The sequence below is a fragment of the Streptomyces sp. NPDC033221 genome (genome assembly GCF_055577005.1).
This window is the reverse complement of the sequence record NZ_JBVIQN010000021.1, coordinates 24,951-44,366: the sequence shown is the minus strand read 5'-3', so window position 1 is coordinate 44,366 and position 19,416 is coordinate 24,951. Positions and strand designations below refer to the sequence as shown.

Genomic DNA, 19,416 nt, shown 5'->3' with positions numbered 1-19,416 from the left:
GGACGGCAGGTTGACGGGCATCGTGTTCAACTCCCCACGTGGAGGACGATGACGCAGGTGTCGTCCTCCGGATTGGTGTGCAGGACGGACAGCAGTGTCCGCAGGTGTTCCTCGGGACTGCCGGCGGCTCCGCGGCGGGCGGTGGACAGCAGCAGGTCCTCGCGGTCGCCGGCCCGGTCCGCGCGGCGTTCGACCAGGCCGTCGGTGTAGAGGATCACGCGGTCGCCGAGGCGCAGGGGCAGCGTCTTGCAGACGTACCCCGGGTCCAGGCTCGCGCCGAGGGTGGTCCCGTCGTCGTTGACCAGTTCGGTGGACCGGCCGCCCCGTACCAGCACGGGCGGCGGATGGCCGGCGCGGGCCCAGGACAGCGTGCGTCGCCGCGGGTCGAAGTGCCCGACGAGGGCGGTCGCCGTCAGCGACTCGTCGTGGCCGTGGAAGGCGACGAGGTTGAGGCAGTCGAGGATGCGGGCCGCGTCGGCGCCGGTGTACGCGATGCCGAGCAGCGCGTTGCGCAACTGCGCCATGCCCGCGGCGGCCTGGAGCCCGTGTCCGAGCACGTCGCCGATGGCGATCAGTACCCGGCCGTCGGGCAGCGGGGTGGCCTCGAACCAGTCGCCTCCGACGCGGGCGCAGTTCTCGGCGGGCTGGTAGCGGATGGCCGCCCGCAGGCCCGGCAGGGCGGTGTGCACCCGCGGCAGCAGGGCCAGTTGCAGCTCCTCCGCCATGCGCAGCTGCCGGCGTTCGGCCTCCCGCCGGGACGCGTCCAGCGCCGCCTCCATCCGCCGTACGCGGGTGACGTCCTGGACGACACCGCGCAGCGCCACCAGGTTGCCGAGACTGTCGCGGTGCAGTTCGGCGTTGACGCTCACGTGGCGCGCTTCGCCGGCGGCACGCGTACGGACCTCGAACCACACCGGGCCGTGGTTGCGGGCGAGTGACTGCACGGCCCGGACGACGAGGGGCAGGTCCTCCTCGGCGACGTGCTCGGACAGCGTCTCCAGCGGCAACGGCCCGCCGTGCGGGTCGATGCCGAGGATGTCGTACATCCGCCGCGACCAGGTGGCCTCGCCGGTGGCCAGGTCCCACTCCGCCCAGCCCAGGTCGACCAGCCGCTCGGCGTCGTCGATCCGGGCCGTCAGCCGGGCCTGCTCGTCGTGGAACTGCCAGCTCACCAGCAGTCCGCCGCCCACCCGCCGGGCGCGCACGCTCAGCACGGCCGATTGCAGCACGCCCCGTAGCGGCTCCTCGTACGAGGACGGCCCCCGGTCCAGCGGGACACCGGTCTCCAGGACCGTCACACAGGCGTCGAAGATCCCGGAGAGGATCATGCCGGGGAAGGTGTCGAGCAGACGGCCGCCGGTGAGCTGCTCGGGCGTACGGCCCAGGAGGTCGGTGGCGTGCGGGTTGCAGCGGTCGATGATGAACTCGACCACCCGGCCCAGCGGGCCGCGCACCGGGAAGAGCAGCGCGGCCGGTACGGGAATGGCGTCGACGACCGCGCCCAGCCAGGCCGCCCGTACGTCGTCGTCCGGCAGCCCCAGGGCGGCCAGACCGCGCAGCCGCTGTCCGGCACCTGCGGTCAGGGCCTCCAGGCGGCCCCGGGCCGCGGGGGCCTGCGGCGGGAGACCTGACCAGATGACGGTGACCACGCACACCACGGCATCGGCGCCGGACCCTGCCTCGGCTCCGCCGGCGGACTCCGGGGCGCCGGCGGGGCGGGGCGCGCCCGGCGCGTCGCTCCTGGCCGAGATCCAGGTGAGCGCCCGGTCACCGGCCTCGTCGTCGAGCCACACCTGCCGGTCCGTCTCGGCCGTGCGGGCGAGCGGGAGTACGCGGTGGAGAGGGATCTGCGGCCAGTCGCCGGCCGTCTGTGCCGCGGAGCCGGCGACTCCGCTCATCCGGAGTACGCCATCCATGTCCAGGACCGCCAGCAGTACCGCCGTGGCGCCCGTGGACCCGACCTGCTCGTAGAGCCGTTGCGCCAGCTCCACCGGGCTGCGGGCGGTGGTCAGCGCCATGGCGCTGTCGGAGGGGCCGGGGCCGTGCGGGGCCGATACGGCACGGCGGTCCGGCCCGGCGGTCCGTGTGGCGCGTTCTTCGGCACCGCCGGTCAGGCTGCCGGCGCCGTACACCGTTCCGGCGGGGGCGGAGGTTCCTTCCCCGGGCGTGCCGTTCCCGGACCTGCCGGGGGTACCGAGGCTTCCCGCCAGGGGCACCGGCAGGCCGGGGACGGCCGCTGCGGGGGCCCCCGCTCCGCCAGGCCCCAGCAGCCCGTGCGCGCAGGCGCGGGCCTGCGCCGTGTCGCAGCCGAGATGCCTGATGAGAAGCTCTTCGACGCGTGCGGCACTCATCGCGGTCCCCGTCGTCGGCCCGGGCCCCTGCCGGGGACCGCCCTCCTCCGGCCGGGGACCGGCAACACCGCTGTCGCACCGGACCATGGCACCTCGTCGCCTCTTCGAAGGCACCTGTGCCCGCCCACGGGTTCTCCGGGCGGCGCACGGAAGGCGTACGCGCGCGGCCGGTCGGGGGAGCCTGCCTCATGACGGACGATATCTAACAGTGGCCACTCGATCACCGTGAGAAGTGGCCGGTAGTGCCCGAAGCCTTTGCCGCACTGCTTTCCAAAGCAAGAAGACGAGCGGTGGCTGATCGTTACTGATCGGCACGGAGTGCTGCCGGAAGAGGCGGTCACGGCCGTGGATCTTTCGGTCGGGCGGAGGTCCGGAGGTCGGGACGCCGGCGCGGCGACTCGCTCTGCGCCCCAGCGACATCACGCAATATGTGTTAACAATGCTGGGAACTTCTGCTAACAATGCTGCCTGCTGACCACCGTCATCCACCCGATGACGCCCGCCGATCCCGAGGGACGCCCGCCCATGCCCGCTCCACTGCCCGCCCACGTACCCGCGACCATGCGCGCCGCCGTACTGCACGCGCCGAAGGACCTGCGGATCGAGGAGCGGCCCGTGCCGGCCCCCGGCCCCGGGCAGGTACTGGTCCGCGTCGAAGCCGTCGGCATCTGCGGCTCCGACGTGCACTACTACGAGCACGGGCGGATCGGCGACTTCGTCGTCCGCGCCCCGATGGTGCTCGGCCACGAGCCCGGCGGCACGGTCGTCGCCCTCGGCCCCGGCGCCACCCGCCACCGGACGGGACAGCTGGTCTCCCTCGAACCGGGCGTCCCGTGCGGCACGTGTACGCAGTGCCGCCACGGCCGCTACAACCTGTGCCCCGACGTGACCTTCTACGCGACCCCGCCGGTCGACGGCGCCCTGTGCGAGTACGTCGCCATCGACGAGCACTTCGCCCACGCCGTCCCGGACACGCTGACCGCCGAGACCGCGGCCCTGCTGGAGCCGCTGTCCGTCGGCGTGTGGGCGGCGCGCAAGGGACGGATCGGCACCGGCTCGCGGGTGCTGGTCACCGGCGCCGGGCCGATCGGGCTGGTCGCCGTCCAGACGGCCCGCGCCTTCGGCGCCACCGAGGTCGTCGTCACCGACATCGCACCCGAGCGGCTCGATCTGGCACGCGCGTTGGGGGCCACCGCCACCGTGGACGTCCGAACCACCCGGCTCGCCGACGCCGGGTACGTCCCCGACGTACTCCTGGAGTGCTCCGGCGTCCCGGCCGTCGCCGACGAGGCGATCCGGACCGTCGGCCGCGCCGGACGGGCGGTGCTGGTGGGGATGGGCGGCGACACCGTGCCGCTGCCGCTGGCCCATGTGCAAAACTTCGAGATCGAGGTCACCGGCACCTTCCGGTACGCCAACACCTGGCCGGCCGCCATCGCGCTGGCCGCCTCGGGAGACGTGCGGCTCGACCCGCTGGTCTCCCACCGGTACGGCCTGGAGGAGGCGGAGCAGGCGCTCACCGCGGCCGCCCGTGACCGTACGACCATCAAGCCCGTGGTCCGTCCGCTGCCCAGCTGACCGCCCCGGGCGCGCAGGGGAAGGAACGCCGGATGCCCGCCAAGGCACGGCTGTCGCAGGCCGCCGTCGAAGAACGGCGGCAGGCCGTCCTGGCGTACGTCGCCGACCGGGGCGCCCTGCGCATCGACGCGCTCGCCGACCGCTTCGGCGTCAGCCTGATGACGATGCACCGCGACCTCGACGACCTCGCCGGACGCCATCTGCTCCGCAAGGAGCGGGGGCGGGCCGTCGCCTTCCCTGCGCTGACCATGGAGACCGCCACCCGCTTCCGGGAGAGCGCCGGACTGGCGGCCAAGACCGCGCTGTGCGCCGCGGTGGCCGGCCGGATCACGCCGGGCAGCACCCTGCTGATGGACGACTCCACCACCCTCTACCCGCTGGCCGGCCTGCTGGCCGGGCAGGACCGGGACGCGCGGCTCACCGTGGTCACCAACTCCATCGGCCTGGCGCAGCGGCTGGGCGGAGCGCCCGGAGTGGACGTCACCCTGCTCGGCGGCCGGTATCAGAGCGAGTTCAACTCCTGCACCGGCCCGGAGGTCACCCGCGGTCTCGCCCGGCTGCACGCCGACCTGGTGCTGATGTCCGCCACCGCCGTCCTGGACGGGCGGCTCTTCCACCCGCTGCGGGAGTACGCCGAGGTCAAGGAAGCCATGCTGGCCGCCGCCGACGAAGCCGTGCTGGTCGTGGACCGTGCCAAGTTCGGCAAGCGGGCCACGTACGAGTACGGCACCACCGCCCGCTACGGGACGGTCGTCACCGAGACCGCCACCCCCGCCGCGGAACTCGCGGCCCTGCGGGCGACGGGCGCCGCCGTCCAGGTCGTCGAGCCCGGCGCGGACTGAGCGGGGCGCCCGGTCAGACGCCGTCCGGGGGCAGGGCGGCGACCGTGTCGAGGAGCCGGTTGACGTCGGCCAGGGCCTGTCGGCCGGTGTCGGAGTCGCGCTGCCCGGGGTCGTCGAGGACGTCGGCGGTACAGGCCAGCAGCTGGTACATGGCGCCGATGGGCTTCAGGCCCCAGGAGGCGCTGAGCAGGATGTGGGTGATGACGGCGCCGGTGAGCCGGCCGCCGTTGTCGTCCCGGGCGAGGACCAGCGCCAGGGCCAGGTTGCGGTCGGCGTCGTCCGGCTGCCACGGCCCGCCGAGGTCGCGGGCGAGGGTGGTGGCCTGGGACCGGATGTCGGATGCCGCGTTCATGGTCCGACGGTGCCACACCGCGCCCCGCTTCCGGCGGGGGCGCCACCGGGCACGGCGGGCACGCTTCGTGTGCGCCCGCGGCTGCGTCACTCCGCCGGGTGAAGACGGCCGCCGTCCGGCGTACGGCGGCGCGGTACCGGGCAGTTCCCTGGCGCGCAGGGCCCGGCGGCACCGAAGCGGTCGGGAAGCCGGGACCGCCGCGCGGAGAGGGGAACACCATGGAAGCGGACACCGGGTACGAACCACCCGTGGTGCAGGAGGTCGGTGACTTCGCCGAGCTGACGCTGGGTTCGAACGCCGGCACGTTCTTCGAGGGCGGCTATGCCCCCTGGTACTGGCAGATCCCGCCGACGGGCTGACCGGACTTGACCGGAGAAGTGTGGTTCGCGGTCCTTCCCGACGGCGAGAGCGGACTGGCCGCGGCGAGCGTGCTGCGGTCCGGCGCGACCGAGGTGGTCTCCCACCACTCCGGCCGCCCGTGGCTGGTGGGCAGCTGGCCGGCCGGCCAGGTGGTGACCGCCGCGGCGGGGGACGCGCGGCTGGCGGTGATCGGGCGGTGCCCGGTCGCCGCCGACGCGCTCACGGACCGGTTGCGCCGGCTCCGGGACGTCACCGCGGCCGAGGACGCGCTCGCCGGGCTGGCGGGGAGCTTCCACGCCGTGGTCTCCGCGGGTGGCCGGGTCCGGGTGCGCGGCAGCGCCTCGGCCGTACGCCGGGTCTTCCACGCCCGGATCGGCGGGGTGACGGTGGCGGCGAGCCGGGCCGACATCCTGGCGTCGGCGCTCGACGCGTCCGTGGACGAACGGCAGTTGGCGCTCCGCCTGCTGGCGTCGCCCCCGCCGTACCCGCTCGCCGACGGCGGCTGCCTGTGGCGTGGCGTCCATGCCGTACCCGATGGGCACAGCCTGCTCCTGGAGGCGGACGGGCGGGCCACGGCCCGGCGGTGGTGGACCCCGCCGCGCCCCGAACTCCCGCTGGCGCAGGGGGCGGACGCGGTACGGCAGGCACTCACCGCCGCGGTGGACACCTGCACCGCCGACCGCAAGACCGTCAGCTCGGACCTCTCCGGCGGGATGGACTCCACGAGCCTGTGCTTCCTCGCCGCGCGCGGCCCGGCCCGGCTGGTCACCTTCCGCTGGGAGAGCGTGGACCCGTCGAACGATGACGCCACCTGGGCGGCGCGGGCGATCGCCCGGCTTCCCGGTGCCGAGCACGTCCTGCCCGACCGCGCCGGCGCGCCCCTCTGGTTCAGCGGTATGAGCAGCCGGCGGTCGGCCGGGGACGAGCCGGGCGTCTGGGTCCGGGACAGCGCCAAACTCGCCACGCTCGCCGGGCTGATGACCGCGCGCGGATCGGCACTGCACCTGTCGGGAGGCGGCGGGGACGAACTGTTCGCCGCGCTGCCTCCGTACCTCCACGACGTCGTGCGCAGCCACCCGAGGGCCGTGCCCGGCCGCGTACGCAGGCAGCGGGCGGCTCAACGCCGGCCCCTGCTGCCGCTGCTGCGCGGGCTGGCCGACCGCAGCACCTTCAGCCGGTGGCTGACCGCCTGGGCCGACCACCTCACCCCTGACCCGGCGAAACCGCCGCCGGCCCGCTTCACGGCCGCGACGGCCTGGGGGACGTTCTCGCCCATGCCGCCGTGGGCCACCCCCGCGGCGGTCCGCGCGGCCCGTACCGTCCTGCGTGCAGCGGCCGCCGAAGCTCCGGAGGCGCTGGCGGCGCAGCGGGGCCAGCACGCCGCGCTGGCCGGAGTGCAGATGTGCGGCCGTGCGTTCCGGCAGGTCGACCAGGCCGCATCCGGTCTGGGACTGCCGTACGCCGCACCGTTCCTGGACGACAGCGTGCTGGAAGCCGCACTGTCCGTACGGATCGCCGACCGCGGCGCCCCCGGCCGCTACAAGCCGGTCCTCGCCACCGCCATGCGGGGAGTCGTCCCCGAGACGCTGTTGTCGCGGACCACGAAGGGCGAGTACACCGCCGACTTCTACTTCGCGCTGCGCCGCAACCGGGCCGCCCTCGCGGACCTGTTCAACGAGTCACGCCTGGCCCGCGCCGGGCTCCTGGACACCGCGGTCCTCGCGGCCAACCTGGCCCGCCCGCATCTGCCGCCGGACGTGATACGGGCCCTCGACAACACCCTGGCCTGCGAGGTGTGGCTGCGTTCCGCGATCAGGCCGGCCGGCGGCTGACCGCACCGGCGCGCGCCCGTGGCGCCCGCCGGTGCGGCATCGCGGGTTACGGCTTGGGCAGGACGCAGCCCGGCCGGCCCAGGTCGAGCTTGTTGCCGGTGCCGAAGCACTTGGGTATCTCGTACGTCTCCTGCGCGTAGCCGATGCCCCGGCGGACGCTCACCTTGCCGTTGGTGTCCACCTCGCACGGGTTGTTCATCGTGCAGCGCTGGCCGCTCTCATTGATCGTGTTGTTGACGGCCGCCACCTTGCCGGAGGCCACGTCGATCACCGGCGACCCGGAGGTGCCGCCGATGACCTTGCACGGGGAGGTGTAGCGGACCGAGTCCTTCCAGGTCCAGTCACCCTCCTTCAGCCGGTGCGCGAAACCGTCCACGTTGCAGTTGTAGGTCTTCTTCCAGTAACCGGAGACGACGCTGATCGCGGCGCCCTTCACCGGGTGCGTGGTGGCCATGTCCAGCGCCTTGATGCCGTAGCGCTGCTTTATCTGGGCGTAGGTGGAGGAGAGTTCGTAGAGCGAGACATCGGTGTCGGTCATCGTGCCGTAGACGACCTTGGTGGCACGGACCGTGCCGAGGTTGCCCGCCGAGGCGCTGAGCACGGTGAAGCTGCGGCTGGAGGGCTTGTCGACGATCACCTCGCCCGCACCGGGCATGCCGCTTTCCAGGCAGTGTCCGTTGGACAGGACCAGCGCGGGATCGTTGTCGGTCGAAGTGGGCATCCGCACGATCGATCCGGAGCAGTTGCTGAGCGCCACCGTACCGGCGAAGGACACCGCCCGGGGAGCCGCCGCATCGGCTCCGGCAAGCGTGGTGTCCGCCGTGCGCTGGAGCGAGGGCGCCGTGGTCTGCACGGCGGCGTCCGGTGGCGTGGCGGCACCGGCGGTTCCGGCGGCGCCCACGAGGGCCGCGGTACCCAGGACGGCCGTGGCCAGGGCACCGACGAGAGGGCTTCTCATGTGGGGGTCCTCTCAGGATCTGTGGCCGAAGTTCCTTCGGCTTTGACGTGCGCATTGTTGGTGCAATCGAGGCTGCTGGCAACAACTTCGCCACAACCGGCGGAAAGTTGGTCGGATCTTGGCAAGAGTGAGCAGCGGGGCCGGGGCCGGCCGCGGTCCGGAGCGGGCGCCGACCGGTCACCCGGGGGCGGACCTGGCGCGGCGAGACATTTCCCGGCCGTCCGGTTGGCCGATGTGCCGGTTTCTCATGCGTTTCTCACAAAAGCGGACCCGGCTGTCCCGCCATAAGCCGTTGGCCTGCACCGCAGCCGATTTGGGGAGATTCCGTGCACCGTGTGGACATGGGGCCGGTGAGGTGTCGTACGCTAAACTCCGCGATCCGTTCGCGCATTTTCCGCTGTTTACGTAAAACTCGGACACGTTGCCGTCGCACCGTCGTTAAGGAACCGGATGCTTTACGCTGCGCCCCCACACCCTCCTGGCCCGCAGGAAGAGGTGCGGCGGCCCAGACTCCGTGTCCTCGACGGACTGCGGCTGCTGGCCGCCCTGATGGTGCTGGCGTATCACTACATCACGCTGCGCGACGGCTGGGGGGACGATCCGCAGGCGTTCTCCCCGCTCGTCTACCACCTGTCGGAGTACGGCTGGCTGGGCGTCGAGGTCTTTTTCCTGATCAGCGGTTTCGTCATCTGTATGAGCGCGTGGGGACGCTCCCTCGGCGATTTCGTGACCTCCCGCGTCTCCCGGCTCTATCCGGCCTACTGGGTCGCCGTACTGCTGACCGCGGTGGTCCTGACGGTGTGGCCGAACGTCCGCAACGCGGACAACTGGGAAACGGTTCTGACGAACCTCACCATGCTCCAGCAGGGGCTCGGCGTGCCCGATGTGGACGACGCCTACTGGACGCTGTTCATCGAGCTGAAGTTCTACCTGCTGTTCGCGATCGTGGTCTTCCGCGGGGTCACCTACCGCCGGTGCGTGCTCTTCTGCGGCCTGTGGACCGTGGCCGGGGTGGTCGCGCTCAAGGCCAACAGCGACCTGCTCTCGGTGTGGGCGATCGCGCCGTACTCCCCGTACTTCATCGCGGGCATCGCCTTCTACCTCATGCACCGCTTCCGGCCCACCGTCCTGTTGTGGGCGATCGTCGCGGTGTCCTTCCTCCTGGCCCAGCACTATCTGCGCGGCCGGCTGGTGATGAACATCGGCGCGAAGGCGGACGGCGCGGCCGGCTGGCCGGTGCGGCTGGCCGTCCTGGTGGCCTTCGCGCTGATGGCCGCCATCGCGCTCGGGTGGTTCGACAAGCTCCAGTGGCGCTGGCTGTCCACGGCCGGATCGCTCACCTATCCGCTCTACCTTCTCCATATGTATGTCGGTTTCACCCTGATCGACCTGCTGCGCAGCCGGGTGCCCGCACTCGTGCTCCTGCCGGCGATCGTGGTCTTCATGCTGGCCCTTTCCTGGGTGGTGCACCGTTACGTGGAACGGCCGCTGGGCAAGAAACTCCGGGTGTCCATGCAGAAAAGCGTGGAGGAAATGCGATTCCACTCGCGAGGGAAAGTGAATGCTTCGTCCCACGTGCCGACGGAAAAGCGCAGAGAAATCGTGCGGGAGGAACGAAAGCCGGATCCGGAATTGCTGCACTGACGGTCCGGCGTTCCGGCGCGACCCGCGGAAGACTCCCGCCCCACCCACCCCGTACGCCTTCCAGGCCCCTGCCGCACCCTTGCCCTGTCTCCATTCCCCGCCACCGTTTCGCTTTCTCCGGCCGCTCGTTGAAGTGGGTGCGGGCCGTACCGGACGAAGAATGCCGGTGCCGGCCGGCATTCCCCGCGCGACGGAGGGAAGACGTCAGGGATGAGCGGTGAGATGTGGGCGATCGTGGTGATCCTGGCGGTGCTGCTCGCGGCGATGGCCGGCGCCGCGATCGTCCTGCTGGTCAAGGTGGTTCGCGCGCGCCACGCCCTGCGGGACGCGGGCGTACCGATGGAGAACAAGATCGCGTACTGGGGCGCGCTGCTCTACGTGATCTCCCCGATCGACCTGCTGCCGGACCCGGTCCTGCTCGACGACATCGGGGTGCTCCTGCTGGCCCTGCGCTCACTGCAGGCGGCGGCCGACGCCTCGGGCGTAGGCAGGGGGAAGCGGTCCACGGGGTCGCCGGAGGTCGAGGCGGGGGCGTGACATCGTCCGGCGTATGAGGTCTCCGGCACGGACGTGAAGCCGTCCGGCGCATGAGGGGCCCGGGTGTCACCTCATGCGGTGGCCCGCCGCGCGTACACCTCGATCTCGATCTTCATCCGGGGGTCGGCCAGACCGCAGACGAGCATCGTGGCCGCCGGCCGGACCTCGCCGAAGGCGCGGCGCAGAACCGGCCAGCAGGGCTCGAAGTCGGACCGGTCGGGCAGCAGATAGCGCACCCGCACCACATCGGCGAACGAGCACTCCGCTTCGGTCAGCGCGGCCTCGATGTTGCGCAGGCACTGCGCGGCCTGCTCCACCACGTCGTCGGAGATCGTCATGGTGGCATAGTCGAATCCGGTTGTACCGGACACATGCACCCAGGTGCCGTCGACCACGGCACGGGCGTAACCGATCTGCTCCTCGAACGTCGAGCCGCTGAGGATCGCGCGTCGCTCTGTCATGGGCCGGACGCTAAGTGATCAGCGCGGAGGGGCGCAAGGCGGATGCCGGGCCGGGCGGAAGCCCGGGTACGGCGAGCCGTCGTGGACGCCGCGCGGGCCCGGCCGGGCTCAGTGCGCGGTGAGTCCGCCGTCGACCACGAGTTCCGAGCCGGTGACGAACGAGGAGTCGTCACAGGCGAGGAAGAGCATCGCGGCCGCGATCTCGTCGGCGCGGCCGGCCCGGCGCATCGGGGTGCGCCGGATGTCCGGCTGCTGGTCACCCTGCTCGTCCAGCAGGTCCTGGATCATCGGCGTGGCGATCACCCCGGGGTGCACCGAGTTGACCCGTACCCCCTGCCGCGCGTACTCGACCGCGGCGGTCTTGCTCAGCAGGCGCACCGCGCCCTTCGACGCCTGGTAGGCCGCCGCCGCGCCGCTGCCCACGAGCCCGAGCACCGAGGACGTATTGACCACCGAAGCGTTGCCGCTCGCCCGCAGCAGCGGCATCGCCGCCCGCATCCCCAGCCAGGTGCCCTTCTGGTTCACGTCGATGACGCGGTCCCACGCCTCCTCGCGGGTGTCCTCGATGCCCGGCCAGTCCACGATGCCGGCGAGGTTCACGAGCACGTCCAGGGCCCCGAACCGGTCGCGTACGACGCCGATCACCTCGTCCCACTCCCGCGCCGAGGAGACGTCGAGCCGGGCGGCGACGGCCTCCGAGCCGTCTGCCCCGACCCGGCGGGCCAGGTCCCGCAGGGGTCCTTCGGCGACATCGGTGAGCACCAGCCGGGCGCCCTCCCGGGCGAAGAGTCCGGCGGTCGCCGTGCCGATGCCGCCGGTCGCGCCGGTGATCAGCGCGACCTTGCCGTCGAGTCGTCCTGTTGTCATCGAAGTGCCCTCGCTACTCGGTGTTCTGTGGATGTACGCGCAGGTTTCTGCAGACGTACGCAGGCCGGGCACGCGGCGCCGAGTCGCTCCTGGCCGCAGCACCCCCCGCTTTCCATTCGGTACGGCTTCGCCCTGCCCACCGAGTCTGTGCAGGTCACCGGCCACCCGGCCAGGACGTCTGCTGCCTGGGTGCACCACACCCAGGCAGCGCTCCGGGCCGCCGCCTAGCCTGAGCCCATGGACGACAACCACCTGGGAGACTTCCTCCGCGCCCGCCGCGCCGGACTGCGACCGGAGGACGTGGGCATGGCGAGCTACGGGACCCGCAGGGTCGCCGGACTGCGCCGCGAGGAGGTCGCCGTCCTGGCCGGCATGAACGCCGATTACTACACCCGCCTGGAACAAGGACGTGAGCGCAACCCCTCACCGCAGGTGATCGACGCCCTCAGCCGCGCGCTGCGCCTCGACGCGGACGCCCGTACGCACCTGTACCGGCTGGCCGGGGCGACACCGAACGACCAGCCTTCCGCCCGCTCTGTCGAACAGGTCAGCCCCGCGCTGCGTCAGTTGCTGGACGGATACCCGAACACCCCGGCATTCGTCCTCAGCCCGACCCTGGACTTCCTTGCCTCCAACGCCCTGGCCGACGCCCTCTTCGCCCCGTTCGCCCCGGCGGACAACCTGGCCCGCATGGTCTTCGCCGACCCCGCGGGACGGCAGTTCTACGCGGACTGGGACCGGGCGGCCGAGGCCACCGTCGCCAACCTGCGCCAGGCCGCCGGGGCCGGCCCGGACCACCCGAGGCTGCGTGAACTCGTGCGCACCCTGACCGGACACAGCGCCGACTTCGCCCGCCTCTGGAACGCACACACCGTGCGCGGCAAGACCCGGGACGCCAAGCACCTCCTGCACCCGGATGTCGGCCCCCTCGACCTCACCTACCAGGCTTTCGACGTACGCGACGCCCCCGGCCAGCAACTCGTCATCTACCACGCCGAACCGGGCAGCCCCACCGCCCAGGCCCTCAACCTCCTCGGCACCCTCCACGCCACCAACCGCCGGACCGAGTCCCCTCGCCATCCCTAGGGGCTGTGGCGCGCCGACGTCCCGACGCAACGTACGAAGGCGTGCGCGCATCCCGAACCGCGTCCGCCACGGGTGCCACAGGGCCCGGAGCAGGTGCCGGGCAGGGATGGCCCGGGCGCAGCGCCGATTCCCCGGTGCCCCTCACGCCCCCTTGCGCGCCCGGGCGACCGACTCCCGCTCCACGAACTCCGTGGGCAGCGTGAGGTGTTCGGGAGGCTGGGTGCCGCCCTGGACGCGGTTGACGAGGGCGTGGACCGCCCGGGCGCCGAGTTCCTGGACGGGCTGGGCGACGACGCTGACGCGGGGGCGTACGGCGCGGGCCCAGTCGGTGTCGTCGAAGGTGATCACGGACAGGTCTTCCGGGATGCGCAGGCTCAGCTCGCGTGCGGCGGACAGGACGCCCAGGGCGATCAGGCTGTCGGTCGCGAAGACGGCGGTGGGCGGCTCGGGGGAGTCCAGCAGGTCGCGGGCGAGGAGGGCCGGGTCCTGGCCGTGGAAGGCGCCGGTGCGCAGATAGGTGTCGGTGTCGTCGATGCCCGCTTCGTGGAGGGCGGCGCGGTAGCCCGCCATGCGGGCGAGGCCGGTGGAGCCGGGGTCCACCGGGTCGTCGGTGGCGTCGTTGCCGACCAGGCTGACCAGGGCGATGCGCCGGTGGCCCATGGCGAGCAGGCGGCGTACCGCGTCCTGGGCCGCGCCGTGGTTGTCGACGGTGACGGAGTCCAGGCCGAGGCCGGGTACGCGCCGGTCGAGGAGGACGACCGGGCAGCCGCCGGTGTGCGCGGCGGTGAGGTGTTCGGTGTCCGTGGTGGAGGCGGGGGAGACGATCAGGCCGTCGACGTGCTTGTCGCGCAGGGTCTTGACGGCGGCCCGTTCGGCCGCCGGGTCCTCGTCGGTGTTGGCCAGCAGGATCTGGTAGCCGGCGGCGCGGGCCGCGTCGGTGATGCCCCGGGTGACGCCCGCGAAGAACGGGTTCTGGATGTCGGCGATCACCGCGCCCAGGGTGTGCGTACGGCCAGTGATCATGGACCGGGCGAGCTGGTTGGGGCGGTATCCCAGCTTCTGCGCGGCGGCGCGTACGCGTTCGCGGGCCTCGGGGCTGACGGAGCCGTAATCGGCGAGGGCCCGGGAGGCGGTGGACCGGGAGACGCCCGCCTCGCGGGCGACGTCGGGGATCGTGGCGGGCCGGTGCGGGCCGCTGCGTCGGTTCGTCGTCATGGCGTCGTCAGGCTATCGGCTGTGCACGGGTATTGACGCCCTGCCGAAGGGGGTGGGAAGGTTCCCAGCATTCCCGCTGGGAACGTTCCCACGCCTGCCGCGAGGGGCGTTCCCGCACTACATTGGGAACGTTCCCAACTCCGTTCCCCACCCCCGCTCGGAGAGGATTCGCGTGACCACCGCAACCCTGCCCCTCAAGCCCATCACCGAGGACTTCAAGGAGGCCGTGTCCTTCGCCCTGGGCCAGCACGAGCGCGCCCGCGCCTTCGTGGACGAGGTCGTCGGCGCCGGACTGCGCAATGTCTTCCTGGTCGGCTGCGGAGGCTCGCTCACCGCCTCCTACCCGGTGCACTTCCTCCTGGAGACCCGCGCCCGGTTCCCGGTCTTCCAGATGAACAGCGACGAGTTCAACCTGCGCAGGCCCGCGCTGCTCGGCGAAGGCTCCCTCGTCCTCGTCTCCTCGCACACCGGCACCACCAAGGAGACCGTCGCCGCCGCCCACTACGCCCGCTCCACCGGCGCCAAGGTCGCCGCGCTGACCCGCGACGCCGACAGCCCCCTGGCGCAGGCCGCCGACATCGCCTTCACCTACCGCAGTGAGGACACCGTCGTCGCCCCCAAGGGCGTGCTCTTCGGTCAGCTCGCGTACGCGCTGCTGGAGAAGACCGGGGTGGCGGGCGACTACGCGGCGGTACGCAAGGCCTACGAGGCGCTGCCCGACGCCCTGTACGTCGCGCAGGAGGAGGGGGAGGAGCTGGCGCACTCCATCGCCACCGCGCTGGCCGACGAGCCCGTGACGTACGTGCTCTCGGCCGGCCCCAACTACGGCGCGGGCTACGGCTTCACCATGTGCTACCTGATGGAGATGCAGTGGAAGCACGGTGGCAGCTACCACGCCGGCGAGTTCTTCCACGGCGCCTTCGAGGTGGTCACCGAGGACCAGCCGGTGATCCTCTTCCTCGGCGAGGACGCCACGCGCCCGATGGCCGAGCGCACCAAGGTGTTCCTCGACAAATACACCCGCAAGGCGCATCACGTCGACTCCCGGATCTTCTCGCTGCCCGGCGTGCCGGAGGAGGTGCGCGGCGACATCACACCCATCGCGCTGGACGTCTTCGGCACCCGGCTGGTCCGCCACTACGAGTCCGTACGCGGCCACGACCTCGACAAGCGCCGCTATATGTTCCAGGTCGAGTACTGAGTCCGCGCCGCCGCGTTCGCCCGGCCCGGCGCGCGTCGGCGTGCCGGGCCGACCCCCACCGGAGCCAACTGGAGGAAAGAGCGGTATGCGCATCTGCGGACTCGGCGACAACGTCGTCGATCGCTACCCCGGGCGCGGACTGATGTATCCGGGCGGCAACGCCCTCAACGTGGCCGTGCACGCGGCCCGTTGCGGTGCCGAGGCCGCGTACCTCGGCGTCACCGGCAGCGACGCGGCCGGCCGGCACGTACGGGCGGCGCTGGCGGCCGAAGGCGTATCGACGGAACGGTCCCGTATCGCCGAAGGACCCAACGCCTATGCCACCGTCCACCTCGACGCCGACGGCAACCGCGCCTTCGGCGACTGCGACGAGACGATCTCGCTGTTCACCCCGGACGACGCCGACCTGCGCTGGCTGCGCGGCTTCGACCTGGTGCACACCGGCGACTGCAGCGGCATGGAGGAACAGCTGCCGCGGCTGGCCGCCGCCTGCCCGGTGAGCTTCGACTTCTCGGACCGGCCCTGGAGTTACGCCGAACCGCTGCTGCCCTTCGTACGCAGTGCCGTGCTGTCCCGGCCCGACGCGGACGGCGCCGAGGCCGCCGGACTGCTGGCCGCCGCGCACCGCCTCGGCGCGAAGCTGGCGGTCGTGACGCGCGGCGCCCGGGGCGCTTTCCTGTCGTACGAGGGCACCACGCACCACCAGCCGGTCGTGCCCGTCCGCGCCACCGACACCCTCGGCGCCGGCGACTCCTTCACCGCCGCGCTGCACCTCGCCCTCCACCAGGGCCGCCCGCTCGCCGACGCGGCCGGATACGCCGCCACGTACGCGGCGGCGGTGTGCACGCAGCCCGGCGCCTTCGGCCGCCCCCTCGCCCTCGATGGCACGCCTCCCCGCGACCCGTCCCGATGTCCCTGACCGACTCGCCCGAACTCCCCGCCAGGAGAGAGCCGATGCGCCGCACACCCGCCGCCGTCGCCGGCTGCCTGCTCGTCACCCTGCTGACGCTGCTGGTCAGCGGGTGCGGCCAGGCCCCCGTCCGCGTCACCCCGAACGACTTCGCCCTCGACGGGCCGCCGCGCGGGCACCTCACCATCCTGGAGAAGTGGGCCGACCCGGAGTACGCCCCGTACTTCAAGGAGGCGGTCCGCGCGTACGAGCGCCGGAACCCGGGCGTCAGCATCGACCTCCAGGCCGTCGGCGACCAGCCGTACAAGGACCGCATCGCGGTGCTGGCCGCGTCCCGGGAGCTGCCCGACATCTACTTCTCCTGGCCCGGCCAGTACGCGCGCAAGTTCGCCGACGGCAAGCTCGCCGCCGACCTGTCGGAACCGCTCAAGGGCACCGCGTGGGGCCGGACGTTCGAGGCGGACGCGCTGGACGCGTTCACCTTCGGCGGGCGCCGGTACGGCGTGCCGTTGGACATGGACGCCAAGGTCTTCGCGTACAGCACGGAGACCTTCGCCCGGGCCGGGGTCGAGCGGGCACCGCGCACGTTCCCCGAACTGCTCGAAGCCTGTGACCGTATCTCCGCGGCGGGCCACACCCCACTCGCCTTCGGCAACCAGTACGGCTGGCCCGCCGGGCACCTGCTCACCCAGTTCAACGCCATGGAGGTACCGGCCGCCGTGCTGGCCAGGGACTACGACGGCGAGGGCGGCACCGGCGCTTTCACCCACCCCGGCTACGAACGGGCCTTCGAGGACCTGGCGCAGCTCAAGAAGCGCTGCATGGGCCCGTCCGGTACGAGCATGAGCCACGAGTCCGCGCAGACCCGGCTGCTGTACGGGAAGGCCGCGATGCAGTACCTGGAGACCCTGGAATTCTCCTACCTCAGCACCAAGGGCGGCGCCCCGGAAAAGTTCGCGAAGGGCTGGGACTTCTTCACCATGCCCGCCATACCGGGCGCAGCGGGTTCGGCCCGCGCCGTCGCCGGGGGAGCGGACGGGCTGCTCGTCGCCGACTCCTCCCCGAACAAGGCGCTCGCCGTCGACTTCCTGAAATTCCTCACCGGCCCCGACCAGGCCCGCAAGCTGGTGCGCGACCTGGGCTGGCTCAGCGCCGTCAAGGGCACGGCGGACGCGGCGCGCCTGAAGGGGCTGCCCAAGGCGCAGCGCACGCTCGCCGGGAAGGACATGGCGCTCTGGCTCGACACCCGGGCCGGCGACAAGATCGTCAACCCGTACCTCTCGGCGGCCGAAGCCGTCCTCGGCGGCCGGGCCGACGCCGCGCAGGCGGTGCGCCAGGTGCGCGAAGGCGCCCGGCAGGCCCACCGCTTCCGCGTCCGCGACTGACACCCGTACGCCCCGACGTCCTGAAGGAGGTGCCGCCGCCATGCAGCGACGCCGGTTCCGCCACGCCCTGTACGCCGCCCCCGCCCTCGCCCTGATCGCCCTGTTCGTCTATTACCCGATCGTGGAGAACATCCGGCTGAGCCTCTTCAAGTTCAGCGTCTTCCAGCCCGGTATGCGCTACGTCGGCCTGGAGAACTACCGGCAGGCCCTCCAGGACCCGGTCTTCTGGAAAGCCCTGGCCAACAACCTCTGTTACGCCGTCACCTCGGTGGTCTTCCAGGTGGGGGCGGCGCTCGTGCTGGCCGCGATCCTGGAGGCGGTCATCGGACGGCGGCTGCGCGGGCTGCTGCGTACGGTCTACTTCATCCCCGCGGCCGTCTCCATGACGGTCGCCGGACTGCTCTTCCAGTTCCTCTACCAGCCCGACGCCGGCCTCATCAACAGCGCGCTGGACACCCTTGGCCTCGGCCGCTTCGCGCACGACTGGCTGGGCGACCCGGCCACCTCCATCTGGGGCGTCGTCAACATGAGCCAGTGGCAGTCGTTCGGCTACACCACGATGCTGCTGACGGTCGCCGTCCAGCGCATCCCGCGCGAGCTGTACGAGGCGGCGACGGTGGACGGCGCGGGCCGCGTCCGCACCTTCTTCGCCGTCACCGTCCCGATGGTCCGCGAGATGACGACCCTGCTCGTCATCCTCACCGTCTCCGGCGCGTTCCTCGTGTTCAACGAGGTGATGGTGATGACCGGCGGCGGTCCCTCCAACTCCAGCCAGACACTGGGCACCTGGCTGTACGCCAGCGCCTTCACCGGGGACGACATGGGGTACGCCGCGGCCATCGGCACCGTCCTGTTCGCCATCACCTTCGTGGCCGGCGCCGTCCAGCTCCTCCACTCGCGCCGGAAGGCGGTAGCGGCATGACCCTGACCCTGCACAAGCCCGCCCCCGCGGATGCCTCACAGGCCGCTCCCGCCGGGCGCCGGGGGTCCGCCCGCTCCGGCTCGGTCCTGCTGCGCGTGCTCACGTACTGCGGACTGGCCGCGCTCGCGGTCGCGGTCGTCTACCCGCTGTGCTGGATGGCCCTGTCCGGCCTCAAGACGAACGGGGAGATCTTCTCCGACCCGTGGGGGCTGCCCGCGCACCCCGACTGGGGCACGTACGCCGACGCGTGGCACCAGGGCGTGCTGGGCTACCTGCTCAACAGCGCGCTGGTCACCGCCGCCAGCGTCCTCGCCGTCGTCCTGATCAGCGCCTGGGCCGCGTACGGGCTGACCCGGCTCGCCATCCCGTTCTCCCAGCCGGCGCTGCTGCTCGTCCTCGGCGCCATGATGCTTTCTCCGACCGTGGCGCTGGTCCCGCTGACGCAGCTCCTCCAGGCGCTGCACATCTACGACACCTATGGGGCGCTGATCGTTCTCTACACCGCGTTCAAGGTGCCGTTCACCACCTTCCTGATCCGCGCGTACCTGCTGGGCCAGCCGGTGGAGGTGGAGGAGGCGGCCCTGATCGACGGGGCGAGCCGCTGGCAGACCTTCTGGCGCGTGGTCGTCCCGATGGCCCGTCCGATCCTGGTGTCCGCAGCGCTCCTCCAGGCGCTCTTCTCCTGGAACGAGTACGCCTTCGCGCTCGTCTTCATCACCGACGACCACCTCAAGACGCTGCCCGTGGGGCTCGCCGACATGGCCGGGCGTCTCAACTCCGACTGGCCGATGCTCTTCGCGGGCCTGACCATCGCCGCGCTGCCGATGATCGTGATCTTCCTGGTCGCCCAGCGGCACTTCGTCCGCGGGCTGTCCGAGGGGATCGGCAAGTGAGCGGGGGAGGGGAGGCGGGCCG

The 19,416-nt window shown here is 72.1% G+C and carries 18 protein-coding genes; 12 read left to right on the top strand and 6 right to left on the bottom strand.

All coding sequences use genetic code 11. The features are described 5' to 3' along the window. Nucleotides 1-26: 26 nt before the first annotated feature. Nucleotides 27-2,351: a PP2C family protein-serine/threonine phosphatase gene (locus ACZ53K_RS25580; RefSeq protein WP_468840799.1), complete on the bottom strand. Its 2,325-nt coding sequence runs from the start codon at nucleotides 2,349-2,351 to the stop codon at nucleotides 27-29. A 525-nt stretch (nucleotides 2,352-2,876) separates the two neighbouring features. On the opposite strand from ACZ53K_RS25580, the gene ACZ53K_RS25575 reads away from it, so the two are divergent. After that, the gene (locus ACZ53K_RS25575) at nucleotides 2,877-3,929 is read left to right on the top strand and encodes an NAD(P)-dependent alcohol dehydrogenase (RefSeq protein WP_468840797.1); all 1,053 of its coding nucleotides are present in this window, start codon (nucleotides 2,877-2,879) and stop codon (nucleotides 3,927-3,929) included. Between the two features lie 32 nt (nucleotides 3,930-3,961). Next, complete coding sequence (locus ACZ53K_RS25570; RefSeq protein WP_468840795.1) at nucleotides 3,962-4,771, top strand: DeoR/GlpR family DNA-binding transcription regulator; 810 nt, start codon at nucleotides 3,962-3,964, stop codon at nucleotides 4,769-4,771. Nucleotides 4,772-4,784: 13 nt separating this feature from the next. On the opposite strand, the gene ACZ53K_RS25565 is transcribed toward ACZ53K_RS25570, so the two are convergent. After that, the gene (locus ACZ53K_RS25565; RefSeq protein ID WP_468840794.1) at nucleotides 4,785-5,123 is read right to left on the bottom strand and encodes a hypothetical protein; all 339 of its coding nucleotides are present in this window, start codon (nucleotides 5,121-5,123) and stop codon (nucleotides 4,785-4,787) included. Nucleotides 5,124-5,341: 218 nt separating this feature from the next. On the opposite strand from ACZ53K_RS25565, the gene ACZ53K_RS25560 reads away from it, so the two are divergent. Then, complete coding sequence (locus tag ACZ53K_RS25560) at nucleotides 5,342-5,482, top strand: lasso RiPP family leader peptide-containing protein (RefSeq protein ID WP_468840792.1); 141 nt, start codon at nucleotides 5,342-5,344, stop codon at nucleotides 5,480-5,482. Nucleotides 5,483-5,488: 6 nt separating this feature from the next. Next, the gene (locus ACZ53K_RS25555; protein WP_468840790.1) at nucleotides 5,489-7,315 is read left to right on the top strand and encodes an asparagine synthase-related protein; all 1,827 of its coding nucleotides are present in this window, start codon (nucleotides 5,489-5,491) and stop codon (nucleotides 7,313-7,315) included. Between the two features lie 46 nt (nucleotides 7,316-7,361). On the opposite strand, the gene ACZ53K_RS25550 is transcribed toward ACZ53K_RS25555, so the two are convergent. After that, a complete protein-coding gene (locus ACZ53K_RS25550; protein WP_468840788.1) occupies nucleotides 7,362-8,273 on the bottom strand; it encodes a S1 family peptidase in 912 nt (303 codons plus the stop codon). Between the two features lie 495 nt (nucleotides 8,274-8,768). Between ACZ53K_RS25550 and ACZ53K_RS25545 the strand changes: the two genes are divergently transcribed. Continuing rightward, nucleotides 8,769-9,917 (top strand): acyltransferase family protein, encoded by a 1,149-nt coding sequence (locus ACZ53K_RS25545; protein WP_468840786.1) that lies wholly within the window; start codon nucleotides 8,769-8,771, stop codon nucleotides 9,915-9,917. Between the two features lie 210 nt (nucleotides 9,918-10,127). Continuing rightward, nucleotides 10,128-10,454, top strand: a complete 327-nt coding sequence (locus ACZ53K_RS25540) for a YkvA family protein (RefSeq protein ID WP_468840784.1) — start codon at nucleotides 10,128-10,130, stop codon at nucleotides 10,452-10,454. Nucleotides 10,455-10,525: 71 nt separating this feature from the next. Here ACZ53K_RS25540 and ACZ53K_RS25535 read toward each other — a convergent pair whose 3' ends face one another. Together ACZ53K_RS25535 and ACZ53K_RS25530 are read right to left on the bottom strand one after the other, a co-directional pair. Further along, on the bottom strand, nucleotides 10,526-10,915 hold the full coding sequence (locus ACZ53K_RS25535; RefSeq protein WP_468840782.1) for a RidA family protein: 390 nt from the start codon (nucleotides 10,913-10,915) through the stop codon (nucleotides 10,526-10,528). 108 nt (nucleotides 10,916-11,023) lie between these two features. Beyond that, nucleotides 11,024-11,782, bottom strand: coding sequence for an SDR family NAD(P)-dependent oxidoreductase (locus ACZ53K_RS25530; protein ID WP_468840780.1), 759 nt, complete (start codon nucleotides 11,780-11,782; stop codon nucleotides 11,024-11,026). A gap of 237 nt (nucleotides 11,783-12,019) precedes the next feature. On the opposite strand from ACZ53K_RS25530, the gene ACZ53K_RS25525 reads away from it, so the two are divergent. Further along, nucleotides 12,020-12,868: a helix-turn-helix transcriptional regulator gene (locus ACZ53K_RS25525; protein ID WP_468840778.1), complete on the top strand. Its 849-nt coding sequence runs from the start codon at nucleotides 12,020-12,022 to the stop codon at nucleotides 12,866-12,868. Nucleotides 12,869-13,009: 141 nt separating this feature from the next. Here the strand turns inward: ACZ53K_RS25525 and ACZ53K_RS25520 are convergent, their stop codons facing one another. Further along, on the bottom strand, nucleotides 13,010-14,083 hold the full coding sequence (locus tag ACZ53K_RS25520) for a LacI family DNA-binding transcriptional regulator (RefSeq protein WP_468840776.1): 1,074 nt from the start codon (nucleotides 14,081-14,083) through the stop codon (nucleotides 13,010-13,012). Nucleotides 14,084-14,255: 172 nt separating this feature from the next. Between ACZ53K_RS25520 and ACZ53K_RS25515 the strand changes: the two genes are divergently transcribed. The 5 genes from ACZ53K_RS25515 to ACZ53K_RS25495 all read left to right on the top strand — a co-directional run bounded on the left by ACZ53K_RS25515 (nucleotide 14,256) and on the right by ACZ53K_RS25495 (nucleotide 19,394). Beyond that, complete coding sequence (locus tag ACZ53K_RS25515; protein WP_468840774.1) at nucleotides 14,256-15,284, top strand: SIS domain-containing protein; 1,029 nt, start codon at nucleotides 14,256-14,258, stop codon at nucleotides 15,282-15,284. Between the two features lie 85 nt (nucleotides 15,285-15,369). Next, entirely contained in the window at nucleotides 15,370-16,203 is an 834-nt protein-coding gene (locus ACZ53K_RS25510) for a PfkB family carbohydrate kinase (RefSeq protein ID WP_468840772.1), read from the top strand. A gap of 35 nt (nucleotides 16,204-16,238) precedes the next feature. After that, on the top strand, nucleotides 16,239-17,579 hold the full coding sequence (locus ACZ53K_RS25505) for an ABC transporter substrate-binding protein (protein ID WP_468840770.1): 1,341 nt from the start codon (nucleotides 16,239-16,241) through the stop codon (nucleotides 17,577-17,579). Nucleotides 17,580-17,619: 40 nt separating this feature from the next. Further along, the gene (locus ACZ53K_RS25500) at nucleotides 17,620-18,501 is read left to right on the top strand and encodes a carbohydrate ABC transporter permease (protein ID WP_468840768.1); all 882 of its coding nucleotides are present in this window, start codon (nucleotides 17,620-17,622) and stop codon (nucleotides 18,499-18,501) included. Beyond that, on the top strand, nucleotides 18,498-19,394 hold the full coding sequence (locus ACZ53K_RS25495) for a carbohydrate ABC transporter permease (RefSeq protein WP_468840766.1): 897 nt from the start codon (nucleotides 18,498-18,500) through the stop codon (nucleotides 19,392-19,394). The genes ACZ53K_RS25500 and ACZ53K_RS25495 overlap by 4 nt, the downstream gene beginning before the upstream one ends. Nucleotides 19,395-19,416 lie beyond the last annotated feature (22 nt).